Source organism: Streptomyces diastaticus subsp. diastaticus (assembly GCF_011170125.1).
GTDB lineage: Bacteria > Actinomycetota > Actinomycetes > Streptomycetales > Streptomycetaceae > Streptomyces > Streptomyces diastaticus.
Genome location: NZ_BLLN01000005.1, coordinates 1,375,880 through 1,392,431, shown reverse-complemented (window position 1 = coordinate 1,392,431; position 16,552 = coordinate 1,375,880). Strand labels below are relative to the sequence as shown.

16 protein-coding genes and 2 pseudogenes are annotated in these 16,552 nt (G+C 66.2%); 7 read left to right on the top strand and 11 right to left on the bottom strand.

Translation table 11 applies throughout. The features are described from left to right. Positions 1–114: 114 nt before the first annotated feature. From Sdia_RS23495 to Sdia_RS23480, 4 genes and pseudogenes are all read right to left on the bottom strand, one after another. A complete protein-coding gene (locus tag Sdia_RS23495; protein ID WP_189501270.1) occupies positions 115–1,899 on the bottom strand; it encodes a Shedu anti-phage system protein SduA domain-containing protein in 1,785 nt (594 codons plus the stop codon). 116 nt (positions 1,900–2,015) lie between these two features. Next, positions 2,016–2,180 (bottom strand): annotated as a pseudogene (locus Sdia_RS23490) (IS5/IS1182 family transposase); the annotation flags it as partial. An 84-nt stretch (positions 2,181–2,264) separates the two neighbouring features. Further along, on the bottom strand, positions 2,265–3,803 hold the full coding sequence (locus tag Sdia_RS23485; RefSeq protein ID WP_229831698.1) for an ISL3 family transposase: 1,539 nt from the start codon (positions 3,801–3,803) through the stop codon (positions 2,265–2,267). Positions 3,804–3,974: 171 nt separating this feature from the next. Beyond that, positions 3,975–4,144 (bottom strand): annotated as a pseudogene (locus Sdia_RS23480) (IS5/IS1182 family transposase); the annotation flags it as partial. Positions 4,145–4,218: 74 nt separating this feature from the next. Here Sdia_RS23480 and Sdia_RS23475 point away from each other — a divergent pair. Further along, positions 4,219–5,517 (top strand): AlbA family DNA-binding domain-containing protein, encoded by a 1,299-nt coding sequence (locus tag Sdia_RS23475; protein ID WP_189501268.1) that lies wholly within the window; start codon positions 4,219–4,221, stop codon positions 5,515–5,517. A gap of 113 nt (positions 5,518–5,630) precedes the next feature. Here Sdia_RS23475 and Sdia_RS23470 read toward each other — a convergent pair whose 3' ends face one another. The 3 genes from Sdia_RS23470 to Sdia_RS23460 form a co-directional block, all read right to left on the bottom strand. Next, positions 5,631–5,822, bottom strand: coding sequence for a hypothetical protein (locus Sdia_RS23470; RefSeq protein ID WP_189501266.1), 192 nt, complete (start codon positions 5,820–5,822; stop codon positions 5,631–5,633). Positions 5,823–5,859: 37 nt separating this feature from the next. Continuing rightward, positions 5,860–6,621 carry a hypothetical protein gene (locus Sdia_RS23465; RefSeq protein ID WP_189501264.1) on the bottom strand — a complete coding sequence of 254 codons (762 nt, stop codon included), beginning with the start codon at positions 6,619–6,621 and terminating at the stop codon, positions 5,860–5,862. Positions 6,622–6,867: 246 nt separating this feature from the next. Then, positions 6,868–7,161: a hypothetical protein gene (locus Sdia_RS23460; protein WP_189501262.1), complete on the bottom strand. Its 294-nt coding sequence runs from the start codon at positions 7,159–7,161 to the stop codon at positions 6,868–6,870. A 169-nt stretch (positions 7,162–7,330) separates the two neighbouring features. Here Sdia_RS23460 and Sdia_RS23455 point away from each other — a divergent pair, with 169 nt between their 5' ends. Then, positions 7,331–8,095: an IS5 family transposase gene (locus tag Sdia_RS23455; protein WP_191835373.1), complete on the top strand. Its 765-nt coding sequence runs from the start codon at positions 7,331–7,333 to the stop codon at positions 8,093–8,095. A 21-nt stretch (positions 8,096–8,116) separates the two neighbouring features. Here the strand turns inward: Sdia_RS23455 and Sdia_RS23450 are convergent, their stop codons facing one another. Together Sdia_RS23450 and Sdia_RS23445 are read right to left on the bottom strand one after the other, a co-directional pair. Continuing rightward, positions 8,117–8,539 (bottom strand): NsdA family TPR-like regulatory protein, encoded by a 423-nt coding sequence (locus tag Sdia_RS23450; RefSeq protein WP_229831710.1) that lies wholly within the window; start codon positions 8,537–8,539, stop codon positions 8,117–8,119. 310 nt (positions 8,540–8,849) lie between these two features. After that, positions 8,850–9,667, bottom strand: a protein-coding gene (locus tag Sdia_RS23445) for an IS5 family transposase (protein ID WP_167848542.1) whose coding sequence is annotated in 2 segments (ribosomal slippage) — positions 8,850–9,325 and positions 9,325–9,667 — 819 coding nt in all. Because the reading frame shifts where the segments join, the coding sequence is not laid out codon by codon here. A gap of 80 nt (positions 9,668–9,747) precedes the next feature. Here Sdia_RS23445 and Sdia_RS23440 point away from each other — a divergent pair. From Sdia_RS23440 to Sdia_RS23425, 4 genes are all read left to right on the top strand, one after another. Next, a protein-coding gene (locus Sdia_RS23440) for an IS5 family transposase (protein WP_371874290.1) occupies positions 9,748–10,556 on the top strand; the annotation gives its coding sequence in 2 pieces (ribosomal slippage) (positions 9,748–10,096 and positions 10,096–10,556; 810 coding nt in all). Positions 10,557–10,837: 281 nt separating this feature from the next. Continuing rightward, positions 10,838–11,497: a tyrosine-type recombinase/integrase gene (locus Sdia_RS23435; protein WP_229831700.1), complete on the top strand. Its 660-nt coding sequence runs from the start codon at positions 10,838–10,840 to the stop codon at positions 11,495–11,497. 231 nt (positions 11,498–11,728) lie between these two features. Beyond that, positions 11,729–11,935, top strand: a complete 207-nt coding sequence (locus Sdia_RS23430; RefSeq protein WP_030998504.1) for a helix-turn-helix domain-containing protein — start codon at positions 11,729–11,731, stop codon at positions 11,933–11,935. After that, entirely contained in the window at positions 11,932–13,089 is a 1,158-nt protein-coding gene (locus tag Sdia_RS23425) for a tyrosine-type recombinase/integrase (RefSeq protein WP_229831701.1), read from the top strand. The genes Sdia_RS23430 and Sdia_RS23425 overlap by 4 nt, the downstream gene beginning before the upstream one ends. 63 nt (positions 13,090–13,152) lie before the next feature. Here Sdia_RS23425 and Sdia_RS23420 read toward each other — a convergent pair whose 3' ends face one another. Both Sdia_RS23420 and Sdia_RS23415 read right to left on the bottom strand, forming a co-directional pair. Continuing rightward, entirely contained in the window at positions 13,153–14,496 is a 1,344-nt protein-coding gene (locus tag Sdia_RS23420; protein WP_229831702.1) for a hypothetical protein, read from the bottom strand. Between the two features lie 157 nt (positions 14,497–14,653). Beyond that, a protein-coding gene (locus Sdia_RS23415) for an IS5 family transposase (protein ID WP_371874290.1) occupies positions 14,654–15,462 on the bottom strand; the annotation gives its coding sequence in 2 pieces (ribosomal slippage) (positions 14,654–15,114 and positions 15,114–15,462; 810 coding nt in all). 80 nt (positions 15,463–15,542) lie between these two features. Here Sdia_RS23415 and Sdia_RS23410 point away from each other — a divergent pair. Next, a protein-coding gene (locus Sdia_RS23410; RefSeq protein WP_167848542.1) for an IS5 family transposase occupies positions 15,543–16,360 on the top strand; the annotation gives its coding sequence in 2 pieces (ribosomal slippage) (positions 15,543–15,885 and positions 15,885–16,360; 819 coding nt in all). Positions 16,361–16,552 lie beyond the last annotated feature (192 nt).

Here is a 16,552-nt window from a genome sequence, read left to right as displayed (position 1 = left end):
ACAAACGGATCTTCCTGTGGTGACGCGCCGGCCTTCGCCCTGAGTTACGGAACAGCCCTCAGGCGGCCTGAGAGTGCATCGACTCGTCTGCCAGAGAGACCAGCGTTTACCCCATCAGGGCGCGCTCTCGATACCAGGAGCTTCGAGGTCGTCCTCGATAAAGCGGAGTGCTTCTTCCGCGCGTTCGATCAGATCCAAGTAGGTGAGTACTTGCACGCGACTCTGGTCCATGTTGAAGGAACGGATGGTACGGGCGACCATCTGCTGAGTGACTCCAGGTAGCTCCACGTGATCAGGATTCCCAACCACAACAGTTCCCCGTGTGCGCAGGTAATCGTACTCAAGGTCAAGTGTGTTGCGGTGGATTGTTTCCAGTGTCGCTCCCACGTCATCCATTTTCTGAACGTAGTTCCTGCATTGACTCACCGCCTCGTGCACCTCGTTTGACACGATCAGGCTGTTGCGGTGCCACCTGACAAGTGCAGCGCCGGGCTTCTTGAGTTCGACGACGTGAACGCTGCGGTCAGCGCGCACGAGAAGAATGTCATGCTGGTCGAGGGGCAACAGGTCACGTCGTTCCGAGGCTTCTGTGTACTCACCTCCGAAGATCCAGTGATTGCGTCCGATTATCCGTTGAACTGTGGCTTCCGGTGCACTCCTGTCGCTGACGACCTCCCGAAGCTCCTGCAGCAGTTCGCGGCGTTGCCTGATGACCTTTAGCTCGGCCGATCGGTGGTCCCTCTCGGTCGAGTCCAATGCGGGAACGACGCTCCCGTCTTTCCGATAAGTGACGACCTGAATTCGCACATGTTCGTCGGCGCCCGAATCAGAGGGCCCGGATGCTTCGTCTGGTCTCGCCGCGGCAATCACGTCATAGTGACCGCCGCCTATCCAGTTCACTTCATGTGTGATGCCGCCCGAGTCGTTACCGTTGATCACTTTGTCCAGACGGTCTCGGACGACGCGAGACTCGCTGTCGACAGCGAGCCAGTGGCGGCCAATTTTGTGCGCGACCGCAGCAGCCGTGCCCGAGTCGCCGAAGTAGTCGAACACAAGGTCACCGGGGTTGGTAGCGATCGTGAGAATGTGTCGCAGCAGTTGCTCCGGCGGTGGAGCCGGCTGGTACATGTCCTTGAGCAGTCCGCGCAGGTGCTGACCCGCTTGGAAACTTGTCCCCACGTCGTCCGGACTCCACACCGTGGAGGGCAGTTTGTCAGGGGCCTCCGATAGATAGAGCTTCAGCTTCGGACGGCCGTCGGGCGACCATGCGATACGTCCGTCGCGATCGAGTTCATCGAAACGCTGCTGGGTGAATCGCCAAGAACGGCGGGCAGGTGGCTGTATGGCCGTGCCGAACGGACCTACCACTTCGTAGCGCAGGTCCTCACGAAGAACGGGGGAGGACAGGTCGGCTGCTCGCCACGGCCCGCGGGGATCGTTGTCAGGGTTGCGGAAGGTCGGCTCTGACTCGGCTGCACGAGGGAGAGGGTTCGGCCGCCAGGTCGAGGCGTCTTTCGCGAAGACAAGTAGGTAGTCGTGGCTGACCGTGAAGTGACGGGAGCCGTTCCGTGCAGGCTTCTGAACGACGACTGTAGATAGGAAGTTCGACCGGCCGTAGACCTTGTTCATGAGCACACGGCAGTCAGCGAACTGCCGGTCGTCGACGTGCAGCCACACTGAACCGTCAGGGGCGAGCAGGTCGCGCACCTGACGCAGATGTACCTGCATCATGCCGAGCCAGGACGCGCGGCCAGGAGCGTCGTAGTGCTCGAACCCCCATTGCGTGTCCCACGGCGGTAGCAGATATGCCGACTTGACCCTGCCTCGATACTGACCGGTGTCCTTCAGGGTACGAAGGGCGTTCTCGTTGCCGCCATGGATGAGCAGGTTGTCCGCCATCTGATCAGCTTAGGGTTATGGTCCTGTGTAGGGCATCGTAAATCGATCACCTTGTGTCACGGCGACGGCCGTGACACAAGACCGGTCAGAACGCCTGTTGGCTCACTGAATCTCTTTCATCCTGAATAGTCGCAGGTCAAAAGGGTGTGGATGGCTTGGATGGCGGTGCCGATACGCCGGGTTGAGCATCGGGCTCGCCGTAACAGTCGCCAGGACTTCAGCTGTGTGATGGCACGCTCGCCGGGAGCCCGCAGCCGAGCTTGGTCCCGGTTGAACTGCTGCTAGTTGTCGGCGTACACGTGAACGTGGCCCTGGCAAGATTTTCGTGATGCTGGGGTGTGCGACCGTGCGCCGGTGACGCTCCGTCACCCGTAGCGGCGTCGGAGCAGGGCCATAAGGATGACACGGTGGCGGAGCAGAGGGACACCTGCGCGGCCGGCCATGATCCGTTTCTGGAGTTTCAGGTCGGTGATGCGGCCTTCGTTGACACCGGAGTTGAACGGTGTGGTGATGCCCTGCACGACCGCGGGCTGGTCCTCGCGGATGGCGTTGGCCAGGCCGGCCAGGGCCGGGAGGCCGGCGTCGGACAGTTGCTCGAGCCAGTGCGCCAGCGGGCGGGCGTTATGGGCGTCGAGCATGGCGGCGAACTGACGGACCAGGTCGTGGGTTCGTGCCAGTTCCGGGCAGTGGGTGAGGCGCCGTCGGAGGGCCTCGGTGGTGTGGAGGTCGCGTCGGGATGGTGCGGTGGTGATCCAGCGGGTGACCTGGCGGGGTGAGGGTGGTCGCTCGCGTGGGGTGTCGATCGGCAGGCCGCGGCGTAATGGTGCGATGGCCATCTTGACCCGTTGGTAGTGGCCGCCGTAGCCCTTGGCGGAGATCTCCTGGTGCAGCACCGTCGCGGTGTGCTCGCCCTCCTCCCAGCGCTGCCTCAGATAGTCCAGGTATGGATCAAGACTCGTGGGCCGACGAGGCGGGATCCGGCGTACGCATTCCTGCCAGGTGGCGGCCCGGGCGTACTTGCCCACGGTGCGGCGGTTCAGGCCCAGCTCACGGGCTGCCGAGTTGAGTGAGCGGCCAGTGTCGGTCACCGCGTGCACCGCCTCGAACAGCCGCTTCGCGTGGCGGCGGGCGGGGGTGTCGGCTTCGTCGGACGGTGCCGCCGGGCTCGTTGGCGGTGATGTAGCTTCGGGCTCCGGGACCGCAGCGGACAAGCATCCTCGGTGGGCCGCGGCAACATCGCCGACCCGCTTCGACAGGCCCTGCCACAGGTGGAAGCGGTCGCTGACCTGCACCGCGTTGGGGGCGCCGTCGGCGATGCCCTGTCGGTAGACCAGCGAGCCGTCCCGGCAGGCGACGTCAACACCGGGGTGCGTCCGCAGCCAGGTGGCCAATTGCTCGGCGTCGCGGCCGGCCCACAGCTCGATCGGCAGCCGGGTGTCGGCATCCACCAGCAGGGTTCCGTAGACGTCCGCGTACAGCGCGAAGTCGTCCACGCCCAACACCCGCGGGGTCGCTGCCGGCGGAAGGGGCAGGCGCATCAAGTGGAACAGCACGCTGGTCCGCGACAGCGGTACCTGCAGGATTCGCAGGAGCCGGGCGCCGCCACGGCCGGCGAGGAGCACTCCGGCCATCTCCACCAGGTGCTGCAGCAGCGGGCTGCGGCGCTGGTAGCGCGCCGTCAGCCCTTCGACCTGCTCGGCGAACGTCCGCCGACCGCAGCTCGGGCCGTCACAGAACAACCGTCGCACCGACAGCTCGATGACCACCGGCCGGCCACCCACAGCAACATCGGCCAGCGCGCGGCGGTAGCGGCTGTGCACCCGCGCGGAGCCGCGACCGCAGTCCGGACACGCCACCGACAACTCGCGAGTGCGGGCCTCGATGCGGACTACGCCTCCCGCCACCCATACCCGTTCCACCCGCACCGCATCGAGGTGCGGAGACATGATCCATATGAGGTCATCACACTGGTCGACACTGCCGCTACCCATGACGGAGCGTCACCGGCGCACAGTCGCACATCCCAGCATTACGAAAATCTTGCCAGGGCCACTTCAGCTCGTACGCCGACACTAGTGCTCGGGCTGTTCGTGATGATGGTAGTAGGGGGTGCGGACGGTGGCGCCGGCACCCTGGTAGACCCGGTCGGCAAGGACGAGGATCTGCCGGGTCAGGCACGCTTGGATGATGCCGTGGGCGCGGGTCGCGGTGAGGTCGTGGGTCCACCGGGTGTCGCGCGCGAGAAACGCCCGTGCCATCGGCCGTGCGCTCCTGTCGGAACCCGGAGCTGCCTGCCGCCTGGGCAACTAGGCTGTCTGGATGGCACGTTCATGGACCCGGCTACACGAGTACCTCGGCCAGCCGCCGGGGCCGGTGACGTACGAAATGGTCGCCGAGGCCGTACAGCGCAAGCTCGGCGAGAGTGACGACCTGGACTGGAAGGAGGCCCTCCCGCCCGTCTCACCAGTTCCAGGCCAATGGAACGAGTTCGCCAAGGACGTCGCCGCCATGGCGAACACCCGCGGCGGTCTCCTCGTCTACGGTGTGAGTGACACAGTGGACATGGTCGGCGTTGACCTGAATCAGGTTAACGACAAGCAGCTCGGCCAGTGGCTGCGCGTCCATCTGCAACCCACCGTGAGCGGCGTGAGCTATCTCAAGCTCCCGGCGACCGACGGCAGCGGCAAGGACACCCTGGTCGTTGACGTCCCGGCCAGCGAGATGGCACCGCACTTCCTCTACGGATGGCAGCAGAAGGACAAGGACAAGACCACCTTCAATGCGCCCTACCGTCACCGCGACGACACCGACTACATGGCCGAACACCAGATCGCGCTCGCTTACCGCGGCCGCTTCACCCGCCAGCAGACCGCCGAAGCAGCCGTGGAACAGCACCTCCGGAACACCACTGACCTCGTCCTCGGGGAGTCGGAGGTCCAGGCCGCGTGGCTGATCGTTGTGGCACATCCCTCACGGCCCATCCCGCGGATGGTCCCTGCCCTGTCACGGTCTGAGGTGCAGGGAGTCATGTCGCGAAGCGCGAAGCGGGCGGAGCGCCTGCTCGCCAGCGCTATCCCGATGCCGCGGCTGCTGGGCCCGCAGCTCTTCTCTCATCTCCTGGCCAACAGTCCGCGTAAGGGTCTGCGCCGCTGGGTGGATACCAACATGCTGGTCCCGGCCCGTGTCACCCGCCAGCGCGGCATATTGGTGGAGCTGCATCACGACGGCACAGTCGTCACCGCCGTCGACGTCTCCCACCACGCCCTGCCGCCTAGTCACCCAGAAGTTCCGCTGCCGGTGTCCTTGGCGACGCTGATCAGCGCGGTCTTCGAGACCATCGCTCTGGCAGACGAGCACCGCCTGGCGCTGCGCGCGGACAGTCCCGTCGAGCTGCGGGCCGTTCTGCAGACCCAGCCTGGCAGCGGACTCCGCTTCGCCCCCGTAGTCCTCGATCACGGGCGCCCCGAGGTGGCCGAATTGGCACGGCAGCCACGCAGTGTGCAGCCGGCTTACAGCGACCTGGCGCCGTTCGCCGGCGATCAAGCGCTCACAGCGGGTGCCACCGACCTTGCCGAAGGGCTGCTGCACCAGTTCGGTCTGGAGATGCTGCCGACCTGAGAACCCTTCGGCCCACTCGCGCGGGCCCACGGGGGCAGGGCGAGCTCAACGCATCCGCCGTGGACACGCGGAATCGGGGCGCCTGCCGCAAGGCAGGCGCCCCGGTCGTTTACTCACTCATCGTTGTCCGACGACTCAACCGCCTCGTCCGGAGGCGTGTCGGTCGAGGCCCCAGAGCCCTGGTGAATGTCCGGTCGATCGGCGTCAGCCTCGCGCCTTTTGCGACGGTCGCCGCGGATCTGAAGCACGAACGAGCCAACGCCAGCGATGGCAGACATCGCACCCAGAGCGTCGCTGAGATTCATCTTCGGTCCCCATGGGTCGAGCAGGACCGATCCGCCGCTACGCGGTCAGGTGCCCTCCGCACCTTCCGTCCTGGTGCAGCAGACGGCGGCCATGCGTGGTGATCCGACGAGGGACCGCACAGCCCGGTGCTCGCGGCACGCGGGGTTCCGTCAGCACAAGCCCGCCTGGTGGACCGCACGGTCGAGGCGGCACATCCACATTCCCGACCCGTGATGCCGGAAGATTCTTATCAGCGTCGAGACACGTGGCGAGCTGGTCCAGTAGCTCGTTCCAGTCCGCGAGGTCGACACCGAGCAAGGCGAGGGCTCGCAGGCGGTCGAGTACCTGCGCCGCCTCCGCAATCCAGACGTTCCCAAGGCCCGCGCGGCGGACCAAGTCACCGGGAGTCATCGTCCGGAGTTCATCGTGGGAGATGTCTTCCAGCACACCCACGACCCACAGCGGTATGCGGGCGGACTTCAGCACACGGGCCACACGGTGGTGGCCCTTGCTCCACGCCTTCTGTCGGGCTCGCAGATCGTCTATCTGGTCGGCCAGACGCCAGACGTGGACCACCCACTCCATCGCCTGGCCGATCATCAAGGATCGGATGGCAACAGCTTCATCGGCCCTACCAAGTCCGGCCAACCTGTCCTCGGCCGCCTCCACTTGAATCGCGAGCTCCAGGCACATCTCCGCGAAGTTAGGGTCCTGCACGCACCTTGCCATCGACCGGAGCAGACACACCTGCTCCTCGGGAGCCCTATGAACTACCGGCTGCTTGCCGATGTGGTCGAGGCGGGTGAAGTGCCCGTGCATGGCAGTGCATCGTGCCCGCCAGACGTCGTTGGCTACGGGCGCTGGCACTGCGGCCATCAATCGCTGAGCTTCGGCCACCGAGAACGACGACGCCAGGCCGGCTCTCGTCGAAATCGCACCGCCCAATGAGTCCACGTCGACACTCTATCGGGCCCGTGTGACACCGGTGCGGGTCGTCCAAGTGGGTGCGTCAGGCGACGATGCCAAGTCCGGTATGGGTGCGGTGGATGAATTCGCGGCCCCGCGTCAAGCTCGGCGGGTTCTGCGGCCGGGCTTGGCAGGCACTACCTGAATCCACGGGGTGGGCGGGCCGTCGGTCGTCCAAGTGAACTCCATCCAGGAGTCGTGGCCGAGGGCATCCTCCAGCATGCCGATGAGCATCGGGTCAGCCCCGAACTCGGCGAGGCACTTGAGGGTGTTGCTGTTGACGCAGAATTCCGTGGCTGTGTCATCCATGAGGTGGTCGTTGAGGAACTTGAGCTGTTCGTGGGAGACGTTTCCGATCTTGCTGCCATTGTCGAAGCGGTGCAGTTGAGGCATAGCTCGGGTGTTTCCAATCCAGTCGGGTTGAGGCTGATGCCGTCGTGCCGTGGAGGCACTGAGCCTTTTCCAACCTGCTGCTGGAGTACCACAGTTGGGCTGACAAGGTGGTGAAGCCCCTGGTAGATGGGTTTTCGACCAAGAGAACCGTCTCCACCAGAGGCTTCGCATGCTTGTTTACCCGTCGGGTGTCGACGTGTCCAGTTCCGCCCTCCGCTTCCTCACGCAGCAGCTGCGGCGCCACCGCCGCGCGATCGGCTCCCGGTGGCGGTGCCTGACCGCCGGCCGCCAGGCCCTGCTCACCCTCGCCCATCTGCGGATGGGCCACACCTACGCCCAGCTTGCGGCCGGGTTCGGCATCGGCACCACGACGGCCTACCGCTACGTCACCGAGGCGGTCGAGCTCCTGGCCGCTCTCGCCCCCGGCCTGACCGACGCGGTGCGGACCGCATCGGCGAAGGCGTACCTGATCCTGGACGGCACCCTCCTGCCCATCGACCGCATCGCCGCGGACCGGCCGTTCTACTCCGGCAAGCACAAGAAGCACGGGATGAACGTGCAGATCCTCGCCGACCCCTTCGGCCGGCTGCTGTGGGCCTCACCCGCCCTGCCCGGCGCCGTCCACGACATCCGCGCAGCCCGCGAACACGGGATCATCGACGCCCTCGCCGAGGCAGACGTCCCATGCTGGGCCGACAAGGCATACCGAGGCACCGGCGGCACGGTCCGCATCCCATGCTGGGGACGGTGGGAAACCCTCTCCACAGGCCAGCAGGCGGTCAACCGGTCCCACGCAAAGATCCGGGCCCTCGTCGAACAGGCCGTCGCCACCCTCAAGTCCTGGCGACTCCTCCGCAGGCTACGGTGCTCGACCACCCGGATCACCAGCCTCGTCCAAGCCATCCTCACCCTGCATCTGACCAGCTCGGAGTGAGGATGGAAAAGGCTCACTGGCTCAGGCGGCGACGCCGAGTTCGGTGCGGGTGCGGTGGATGAACTCGCGGACGGCCGGCTCGCGCCGCCATGGGGCGAGGGCGGTGTTGAACTCGCGGACGTAGTCCTTGGCCCGGGAGGACTGGACGCGCGCGAGGATGTCCACGGACCGGTTGCCGAGTTCCAGGCCGTGGTCAAGGTTGCGAGCCTGGAGGTGGGCGGTGCCCACGATCGCCAGCCGCATCCCGACCGAGCGGGTGAACACGCCGGACGGCATGGCGGCGGCCTGCTGGTTCCAGGCCAGGGCCGCCTTGGGGTTCTTCAGGTGGCGGAAGACCTCGGCGGCGTCCGCGGAGAGGCGGGCGTGGTGATAGAAGTCGATCCAGGCGGGCTCTGAGCCGCTGGAAGCTTCCGCCTGGCTCAGGAGGTCCTCGGAAGCCTTCAAGGCCCGGGAGGCGGTTCTGGCGTCCCTTTCTCGGGCATGGGCACGGGCCTCGATCTGGAGGGCCGATCCTTCTGGCAGATCGACCACGATCACGCCTGCTGCGATCGCAACGGATCATGCGGCCGATGGTACGTGTCGTGGCTAGTCTTCCGGCGACGTAGGCGGCGATAGGAAACCCGCGTTTGAGTGTCGTCTTCTCTGCGGCGGCCGGGTCTTCGGAGTCGGCCGCCGGCGCAGGCGAGGCGGTGGAGGGCGGAGACTGGGTGCCCCGGCTGGACCCAGACCTGCGGCCAAGCGCTTAGACCGTGTCCTATGTGGTGAGTCGAGCGAGGCGTTTGTAGCAGCAGAGGGCGGCGGCGAGGCCGAGGAAGGCCAGGTAGTTGCGGGGATGGCGTTCGTAGCGGTGGTTCAGTCTGCGGTAGCCGGTCAGCCAGGACATGGTCCGCTCGATGACCCATCTGCGGCGTCCCAAGCGTTCGCTGGACTCGACTCCCTTGCGGGCGATGCGTACGCCGATGTGCTTGCCCCATAACCATTTCCGCAGGTGGGGGACGTCGTAGGCTTTGTCCGCATGCAGGCGCTGAGGCTTGAAGTACCGGCTGCGGTGGGGGTCGTGTCTCGTTTGGTGACCCTCGACCATCGGCTTCAGCGCGAGGCTGTCGTGGGTGTTGGCCGCGGAGAGGCCGACGAGGAGGGGCAGTCCGTTCGCGTCCGACAGGACGTGCATCTTGGAGCCCGGCTTGCCCCGGTCCACGGGGCTCGGACCTGTGAGTTCGCCCCCTTTTTAGCCCTCAGGTGGGCGGAGTCGAGCACGGCCCGGGACAGGTCGAGCAGGCCGGCGTCGTTCAGCCGGTGCAGGATCTCCTCGTGCAGTCGGCCCCACACGCCGGCTCTTGACCAGATCAGGAACCTTCGGTGGGCCGTCGACTTCGATATCCCGAAGCACGGCGGCAAGGCCCGCCAGGCGCACCCGCTGACCAGGACGTAGATGATCGCGGCGAACAGCGTCTCATCGGGCGTGTCCTGAGTCCCGCCGCCCTGCGGCCGCACCTTTGACGGTGGGATCAGCGGCTCCGCGATCTCCCACAGCCCGTCCGGAACAATCCAACTCCACGTACCCCGCCCCATGACGAGTCCAACGAGCCGACCCCACATAGGACACGGTCTTAGAGTTCATCTCATTTGGTTGGCTCGGTATTCTGTGCGTCATGGTGGGGATCGTTGAGCGGTTGGTGCCGGACGAGTTGTGGGAGTTGTTCCAGCGGGTGGTGCCGGAGGTGCCGTCGAGGCCGCAGGGCGGTGGTCGGCGTCGGCACGGTGACCGGGAAGTGCTGGCCGCGATCGTCTTCGTGGCCACGTCGGGTTGCACCTGGCAGCAGCTGCCTTCGGCGTCGTTCGGCCCGTCCGGAGCAACGGCCCACCGGCGGTTCTCGGAGTGGTCGAAGGCCAGGGTGTGGGCCAAGCTCCACCGCCTGGTCCTCGACGAACTCGGCGCCCGCGGCGAGCTGGACTGGTCGCGGTGCGCGATCGACTCGGTGAACATGCGGGCCCTGAAAAGGGGGACCTGACAGGTCCGAATCCTGTCGACCGGGGCAAGTACGGTTCGAAGATCCACCTGATCACGGAACGGTCGGGTCTGCCCATATCCGTCGGCATCTCCGGGGCCAACCTGCACGACAGCCAGGCCCTGATCCCGCTCGTGAAGGGCATCCCGCCGATCCGCTCCCGCCGCGGCCGGCGACGGCGCAAGCCCGGCAAACTCCACGCCGACAAGGGCTACGACTACTCCCACCTGCGGCGATGGTTACGCGAACGCGGCATCACCCACCGCATCGCCCGCAAGGGAGTCGAATCCTCGCAACGGCTGGGCCGCCACCGCTGGACCGTGGAGCGCACCATGGCCTGGCTCGCCGGCTGCCGCCGCCTTCACCGACGCTACGAACGCAAGGCCGATCACTTCCTCGCCTTCACCAGCATCGCCTGTACCCTCATCTGCTACCGCAGACTCACCAAATGAGATGACTTCTTAGAAGGCGCCTGCTCTATCCTCGCGTTCCCTTGGTCACCGAGGGGCAGGTATGGGTGGGTTCGGACAGATTCGCCGACAGCAGACACATTGAGTCCCATACGGACTGGATTAACTCGGCGAAGGAAGCAAACCTAGAGCGGTTTTGAGAAAGCAGAACCTGCTCTCTGCGGATCAGTCGGGACCGCGAGAGGTGCGTCGCGGGCGCAACATAGCCGACGATCGCCGGTTGGCCAAACCGGCGCTTCTGCAGACCATTGAGTGACCAGGGGATGCCGACGCATCCCGATGTCTCGTGTGAGGAGTCATGTAGCTTGTCGAAGCTGGCAATAGGTGAATCGTCCTTGCTCTCTGCGGACCATGTTCGCGCCCTTCTGGAGTGGCTCCAGGAGGAATCTTCGGGAGCCGTTTTCCCTTTCCTCGCCGCTATGGCGGGCACCGCCCTTTCGCCGGGTGAAGCAGTCTCGGTACGGGTGCAGGACGTGACGCTCCCGGACGGGGAGTTCGGGGAGGTGTTGGTCCGTGCCGGCGAGAGCCGGAGGGTTCCTGTCTCCCCGGACGTCGTGGGTGTGCTGAGGCGCTGGATCGACGAGGCGGGTTTGGAAGCTGAAGACCTGCTGTTCCCGGCCGAGCGGGGTGGGGCGTTGGCGTCCTCCGAATACAAGAGGGCGTGGAGGCGCGCTCGCCAAGCGGTGTTGAGCCCGGACGAGGTGCAGGCGGGCTTGGGGGAGCAGGTCTCCAGCCTGCGTGACTCCTGTCTGGACCGCTGGCTCGAGGCGGGCGTTCCTGCGTGGGGTGTCGCCGAGTGGGCTGGCGTGAGTGAGAGCTGGATTGCGCTGCGGTACCCGCACCGCTTCCGGCTGGAAGACATCGAGATCGACTGGGAGCACCTGGAAGAGAGCCTGCGCCTTCCGGGCATTCCCGAGCGGTAGTTTCCCCTCTCGCGCTCCGACTCACGATCCGAGCGCGAAGAGCACGCGCCGAGCACATTTCGAACGTCGGCGGTCCACGCCGCACGCGGCCGTGTCACATGGCTCGACCCCCAGCGATCTGGTTCCCACTGCCCTACAGGGCCGGTTGACCTGCGCCGTGGACTGCCGGCAGCCCGGCTGAATCAATTCACCTGCTTAGCCTTTCCCCCCTCTGTTTCCGAGGACTCGCGCATGCCTGCCCGTTTGCTGTCCATTCCCGCTGTCGCCGCCGCCCTGGACGTCGACCGGCGCACCGTCTACCGCTTCATCGCCGCCGGCGACCTCCCGGTCGTCGACCTGCGCACCGGGACGGAACGATCTCGCGTCCGTGTCCCTGCTGCCGGGCTTGAGGAGTTCATCGCCAGGAGATTGGTTGGCTCCCCGCGCCTCCGTCGGTGAATTCCCGCCCCAGCCCAGACCTCACCGCTTCCGAACAAAGGAGTAGTACCGCGTACCTGCGCAAACTGAAGTCCGGCAAATGGCAGGCGACCGTACGCAACCGGGCCGGAGACCGGTTCAGCGAGTCCTTCCCCCTCAAGGCCCAGGCGCGGGCCTGGGGCATCGCGCTGGAGACCCAGTTCGCCCGCGGAGGCATGCGCGACCCGCGGGCCGGCGAGATCGCGTTCCGGGAGTGGCACGACCGGTGGTGGAACGCCCGCATCGTCGAACCCCACACGCTGCGGGGCGACGCGTCCAGCATCAAGAACCACGTCATGCCGTACTGGGCTGACTGGGAGATGCGGGCCATCACCCGCATGGACGTCCAGAGCTGGATACGCTCCCTGGTCGAGAAGGGCGCAGGCCCTGCCGCGATCAAGCGGGCCTACAACCTGACGTCGTCCATCATGCGCGCTGCTGTCGACGACGATGTGATCGCGGTGAGCCCGTGCCGCAGCATCGATCTGCCGCCCATCGCGATCAAACCGCCGCAGTGGTTCACGCCCGACCAGGCGCAGAGCATCCTCGACGGACTCGCCCCCGCCTGGCGGACGATGTGCCTGCTCGGCTTCTACACCGGACTGCGCTGGGGAGAGCTCTCCGGCCTACACCGCCACCGCATCGACACACGCCGCTCCCGCCTGTTCGTCGTGGAGGTCAACACCAAGAGCGGCATCAAGGAGTACCCCAAGAGCTCCAAGAGCCGCCGGGAGGTCCCGCTCCCGCCCCATGTCCTCGCAGCCCTCGAACGCCACATCCACCGGCTCGACCGCGACGCAGTGGTCTTCACGACCATCACCAAGGGCCGCTCCGGGCGCCTCCTCGCCGACAGCAACTGGCGTCGGCAGACCTGGTGGCCTGCTGTCGAGGCTGCCTACCATTTCGGCGACGACGGCGAGTTGCAGCTCGTCCCGCACTACCCGCCGCACTCCATGCGCCACACTTGCGCCTCGTGGCTCGTCCAGAGGGGAGTCTCGCTCTACGAGGTTCAGCACCTTCTCGGCCACGAGAGCTTCCAGACCACCCAGCGCTACGCCCACCTCCAGCCGGACGCCCATAAGGCTGTGCTGGGAGCCTGGGAACGCATGGAAACCCCGCTCACCATCGTCGCATGAACGTTCCTTTGCCCTGTCCTCCACGGACAGGGCAAAGGCGTTTACCGGTTGAGCCGGGCCGGGTTACGTTCGCGGGTCGGTTGGACAGTCTCCGGGAAGCGTCCAGCGGCCGTCTGCGTCGAAGGGCCACGCGTAGGCGTAGGCATCGATCTTCGCCAGCTCACGCAGCGCCTCCCGCCCGGCAGGAGGATCCACAGGAGTGCGCAAGGGTTCCCTCAAGGGGTCGAGTTGCACCGCGTACGCCTCAGCCCATTCCAGCCAGTCCGCCTCCTCCGTCGCGACCGGCGCCTCGCCTGCTCGGGCGCGGGCTGCCTGGCAGAAGGCGCGGATCTCTTCGGCCTGCCGCCAGTCCCGAATCTGCCCGGTAAGAATCATCGCCCTGTGCTGCTCGATCTGCTGCTCGCGAGCCCGCGCGACGGCCGCGTACCAGCGGCGCCGCTGTTCGGCCTCACGCAGCTCCTTCTCCCGCTCCCGGCGGTCGGCTTCCGCCGCAAGGCGTTCGAGATTCTGCAGTAGGTGCCCCAGCCGTGACTCCAATGTCCACCGGGCGCTGTCGCTGTAGCAGTACGAGTGCTGGTACCAGCTCCCGGAGGGCGCGCCGAGAGCGAGGCGACCGTTGAACTCTTCGTCGTACTTGGGCAGGCGCGTCCAGGGATTGCGCTCCTGTTGACGGCGCTCCTGCGGGGTCGGCTCGTGCGGGACCTTGGTCGTCCGCTCCGTGAGAGCGAGGGGAAAGGCCCGGCACTGGATCATGATCGCGACCGTGTGTACAGCTTCACCGCGTTGCAGATCGCTCTGGGCCTCGACCGTGTAGCCGCGTCTTTCTGCTTCAGTGAACAGTGCGTGCATGATCCGAAGGGCTCGGTCGGCGAGGGGACGCGACAGGTACAGCGGGATGACTGCCGGCTTGCCCCTGGTGTCGGTCACCCTCTGTGATCGGCCGAGAGCCTTGCGCGTCACACGAACGAGACGATGAGGTCGATCAAGGATTTCCGGCACGTCGACGGCCGGCACGGGAAGAGGCTGAGCGGCCTTCTCGGCTTCCTCGTCAATCAGCGTGAAGACACAGTCTCCGCGCTCTCGGCCGTTCCACCGCAGCTTGTGCCCTGTGGGTACGTGCCCATGGTGGAGTGCGTCGTAGTACGCCGCCCGCCATCGACCCCGGGTCTGCGCGGCAGGATCGGGAACCGTGATCTTCCCGGAGGCCGACTGCAGGCGGAAGATCAGCTCGGTTCCAGTGGTCGGAGCCAGCGCTGCCTGGGCAGCATCGCCCTTCAGCCTCTCCTTCTCGGCCTGTACCTCTCGCGGATGCTTGCCGTGTTTGAGGTAGTAACGGCCGTCCGCAGTGACTACGGCGACGTGTCCGCTCCCGCGCCAGGTCCGCTTGACCAGGTCCCGTTGTTCCAAGGCCCAGGATGTTTGAGTCCGGGCAGGTGGGATGGGCATCGCACTGGAGGCTGCTGCGATCTCACGGAGCAAGTCGACTTGGGGCTCCGTCAACGTGTACTTCACCGCGGCGGCTCCTCGACGGTCCGTGGACGGGAGGGCCAACTTAGAAGTCATCTCATTTGGTGAGTCTGCGGTAGCAGATGAGGGTACAGGCGATGCTGGTGAAGGCGAGGAAGTGATCGGCCTTGCGTTCGTAGCGTCGGTGAAGGCGGCGGCAGCCGGCGAGCCAGGCCATGGTGCGCTCCACGGTCCAGCGGTGGCGGCCCAGCCGTTGCGAGGATTCGACTCCCTTGCGGGCGATGCGGTGGGTGATGCCGCGTTCGCGTAACCATCGCCGCAGGTGGGAGTAGTCGTAGCCCTTGTCGGCGTGGAGTTTGCCGGGCTTGCGCCGTCGCCGGCCGCGGCGGGAGCGGATCGGCGGGATGCCCTTCACGAGCGGGATCAGGGCCTGGCTGTCGTGCAGGTTGGCCCCGGAGATGCCGACGGATATGGGCAGACCCGACCGTTCCGTGATCAGGTGGATCTTCGAACCGTACTTGCCCCGGTCGACAGGATTCGGACCTGTCAGGTCCCCCTTTTCAGGGCCCGCATGTTCACCGAGTCGATCGCGCACCGCGACCAGTCCAGCTCGCCGCGGGCGCCGAGTTCGTCGAGGACCAGGCGGTGGAGCTTGGCCCACACCCTGGCCTTCGACCACTCCGAGAACCGCCGGTGGGCCGTTGCTCCGGACGGGCCGAACGACGCCGAAGGCAGCTGCTGCCAGGTGCAACCCGACGTGGCCACGAAGACGATCGCGGCCAGCACTTCCCGGTCACCGTGCCGACGCCGACCACCGCCCTGCGGCCTCGACGGCACCTCCGGCACCACCCGCTGGAACAACTCCCACAACTCGTCCGGCACCAACCGCTCAACGATCCCCACCATGACGCACAGAATACCGAGCCAACCAAATGAGATGAACTCTTAGACCGTGTCCTATGTGGGGTCGGCTCGTTGGACTCGTCATGGGGCGGGGTACGTGGAGTTGGATTGTTCCGGACGGGCTGTGGGAGATCGCGGAGCCGCTGATCCCACCGTCAAAGGTGCGGCCGCAGGGCGGCGGGACTCAGGACACGCCCGATGAGACGCTGTTCGCCGCGATCATCTACGTCCTGGTCAGCGGGTGCGCCTGGCGGGCCTTGCCGCCGTGCTTCGGGATATCGAAGTCGACGGCCCACCGAAGGTTCCTGATCTGGTCAAGAGCCGGCGTGTGGGGCCGACTGCACGAGGAGATCCTGCACCGGCTGAACGACGCCGGCCTGCTCGACCTGTCCCGGGCCGTGCTCGACTCCGCCCACCTGAGGGCTAAAAAGGGGGCGAACTCACAGGTCCGAGCCCCGTGGACCGGGGCAAGCCGGGCTCCAAGATGCACGTCCTGTCGGACGCGAACGGACTGCCCCTCCTCGTCGGCCTCTCCGCGGCCAACACCCACGACAGCCTCGCGCTGAAGCCGATGGTCGAGGGTCACCAAACGAGACACGACCCCCACCGCAGCCGGTACTTCAAGCCTCAGCGCCTGCATGCGGACAAAGCCTACGACGTCCCCCACCTGCGGAAATGGTTATGGGGCAAGCACATCGGCGTACGCATCGCCCGCAAGGGAGTCGAGTCCAGCGAACGCTTGGGACGCCGCAGATGGGTCATCGAGCGGACCATGTCCTGGCTGACCGGCTACCGCAGACTGAACCACCGCTACGAACGCCATCCCCGCAACTACCTGGCCTTCCTCGGCCTCGCCGCCGCCCTCTGCTGCTACAAACGCCTCGCTCGACTCACCACATAGGACACGGTCTTAGGGCCGCTATAGACGTCTCGTGTGCAGAGGTGCTTCGTACGGGTGAATCGGGCTGTCAACAACCACGGCCGCTACAACGGCGATGTAGGAGGTCGGCGGGTCCCCCCGCTTCGCCAGTACACGGTCGTGACGCTCATTTGACGCTCCAAGCCCCGTACGTCTCCTTGGGCGAGCCGAGAA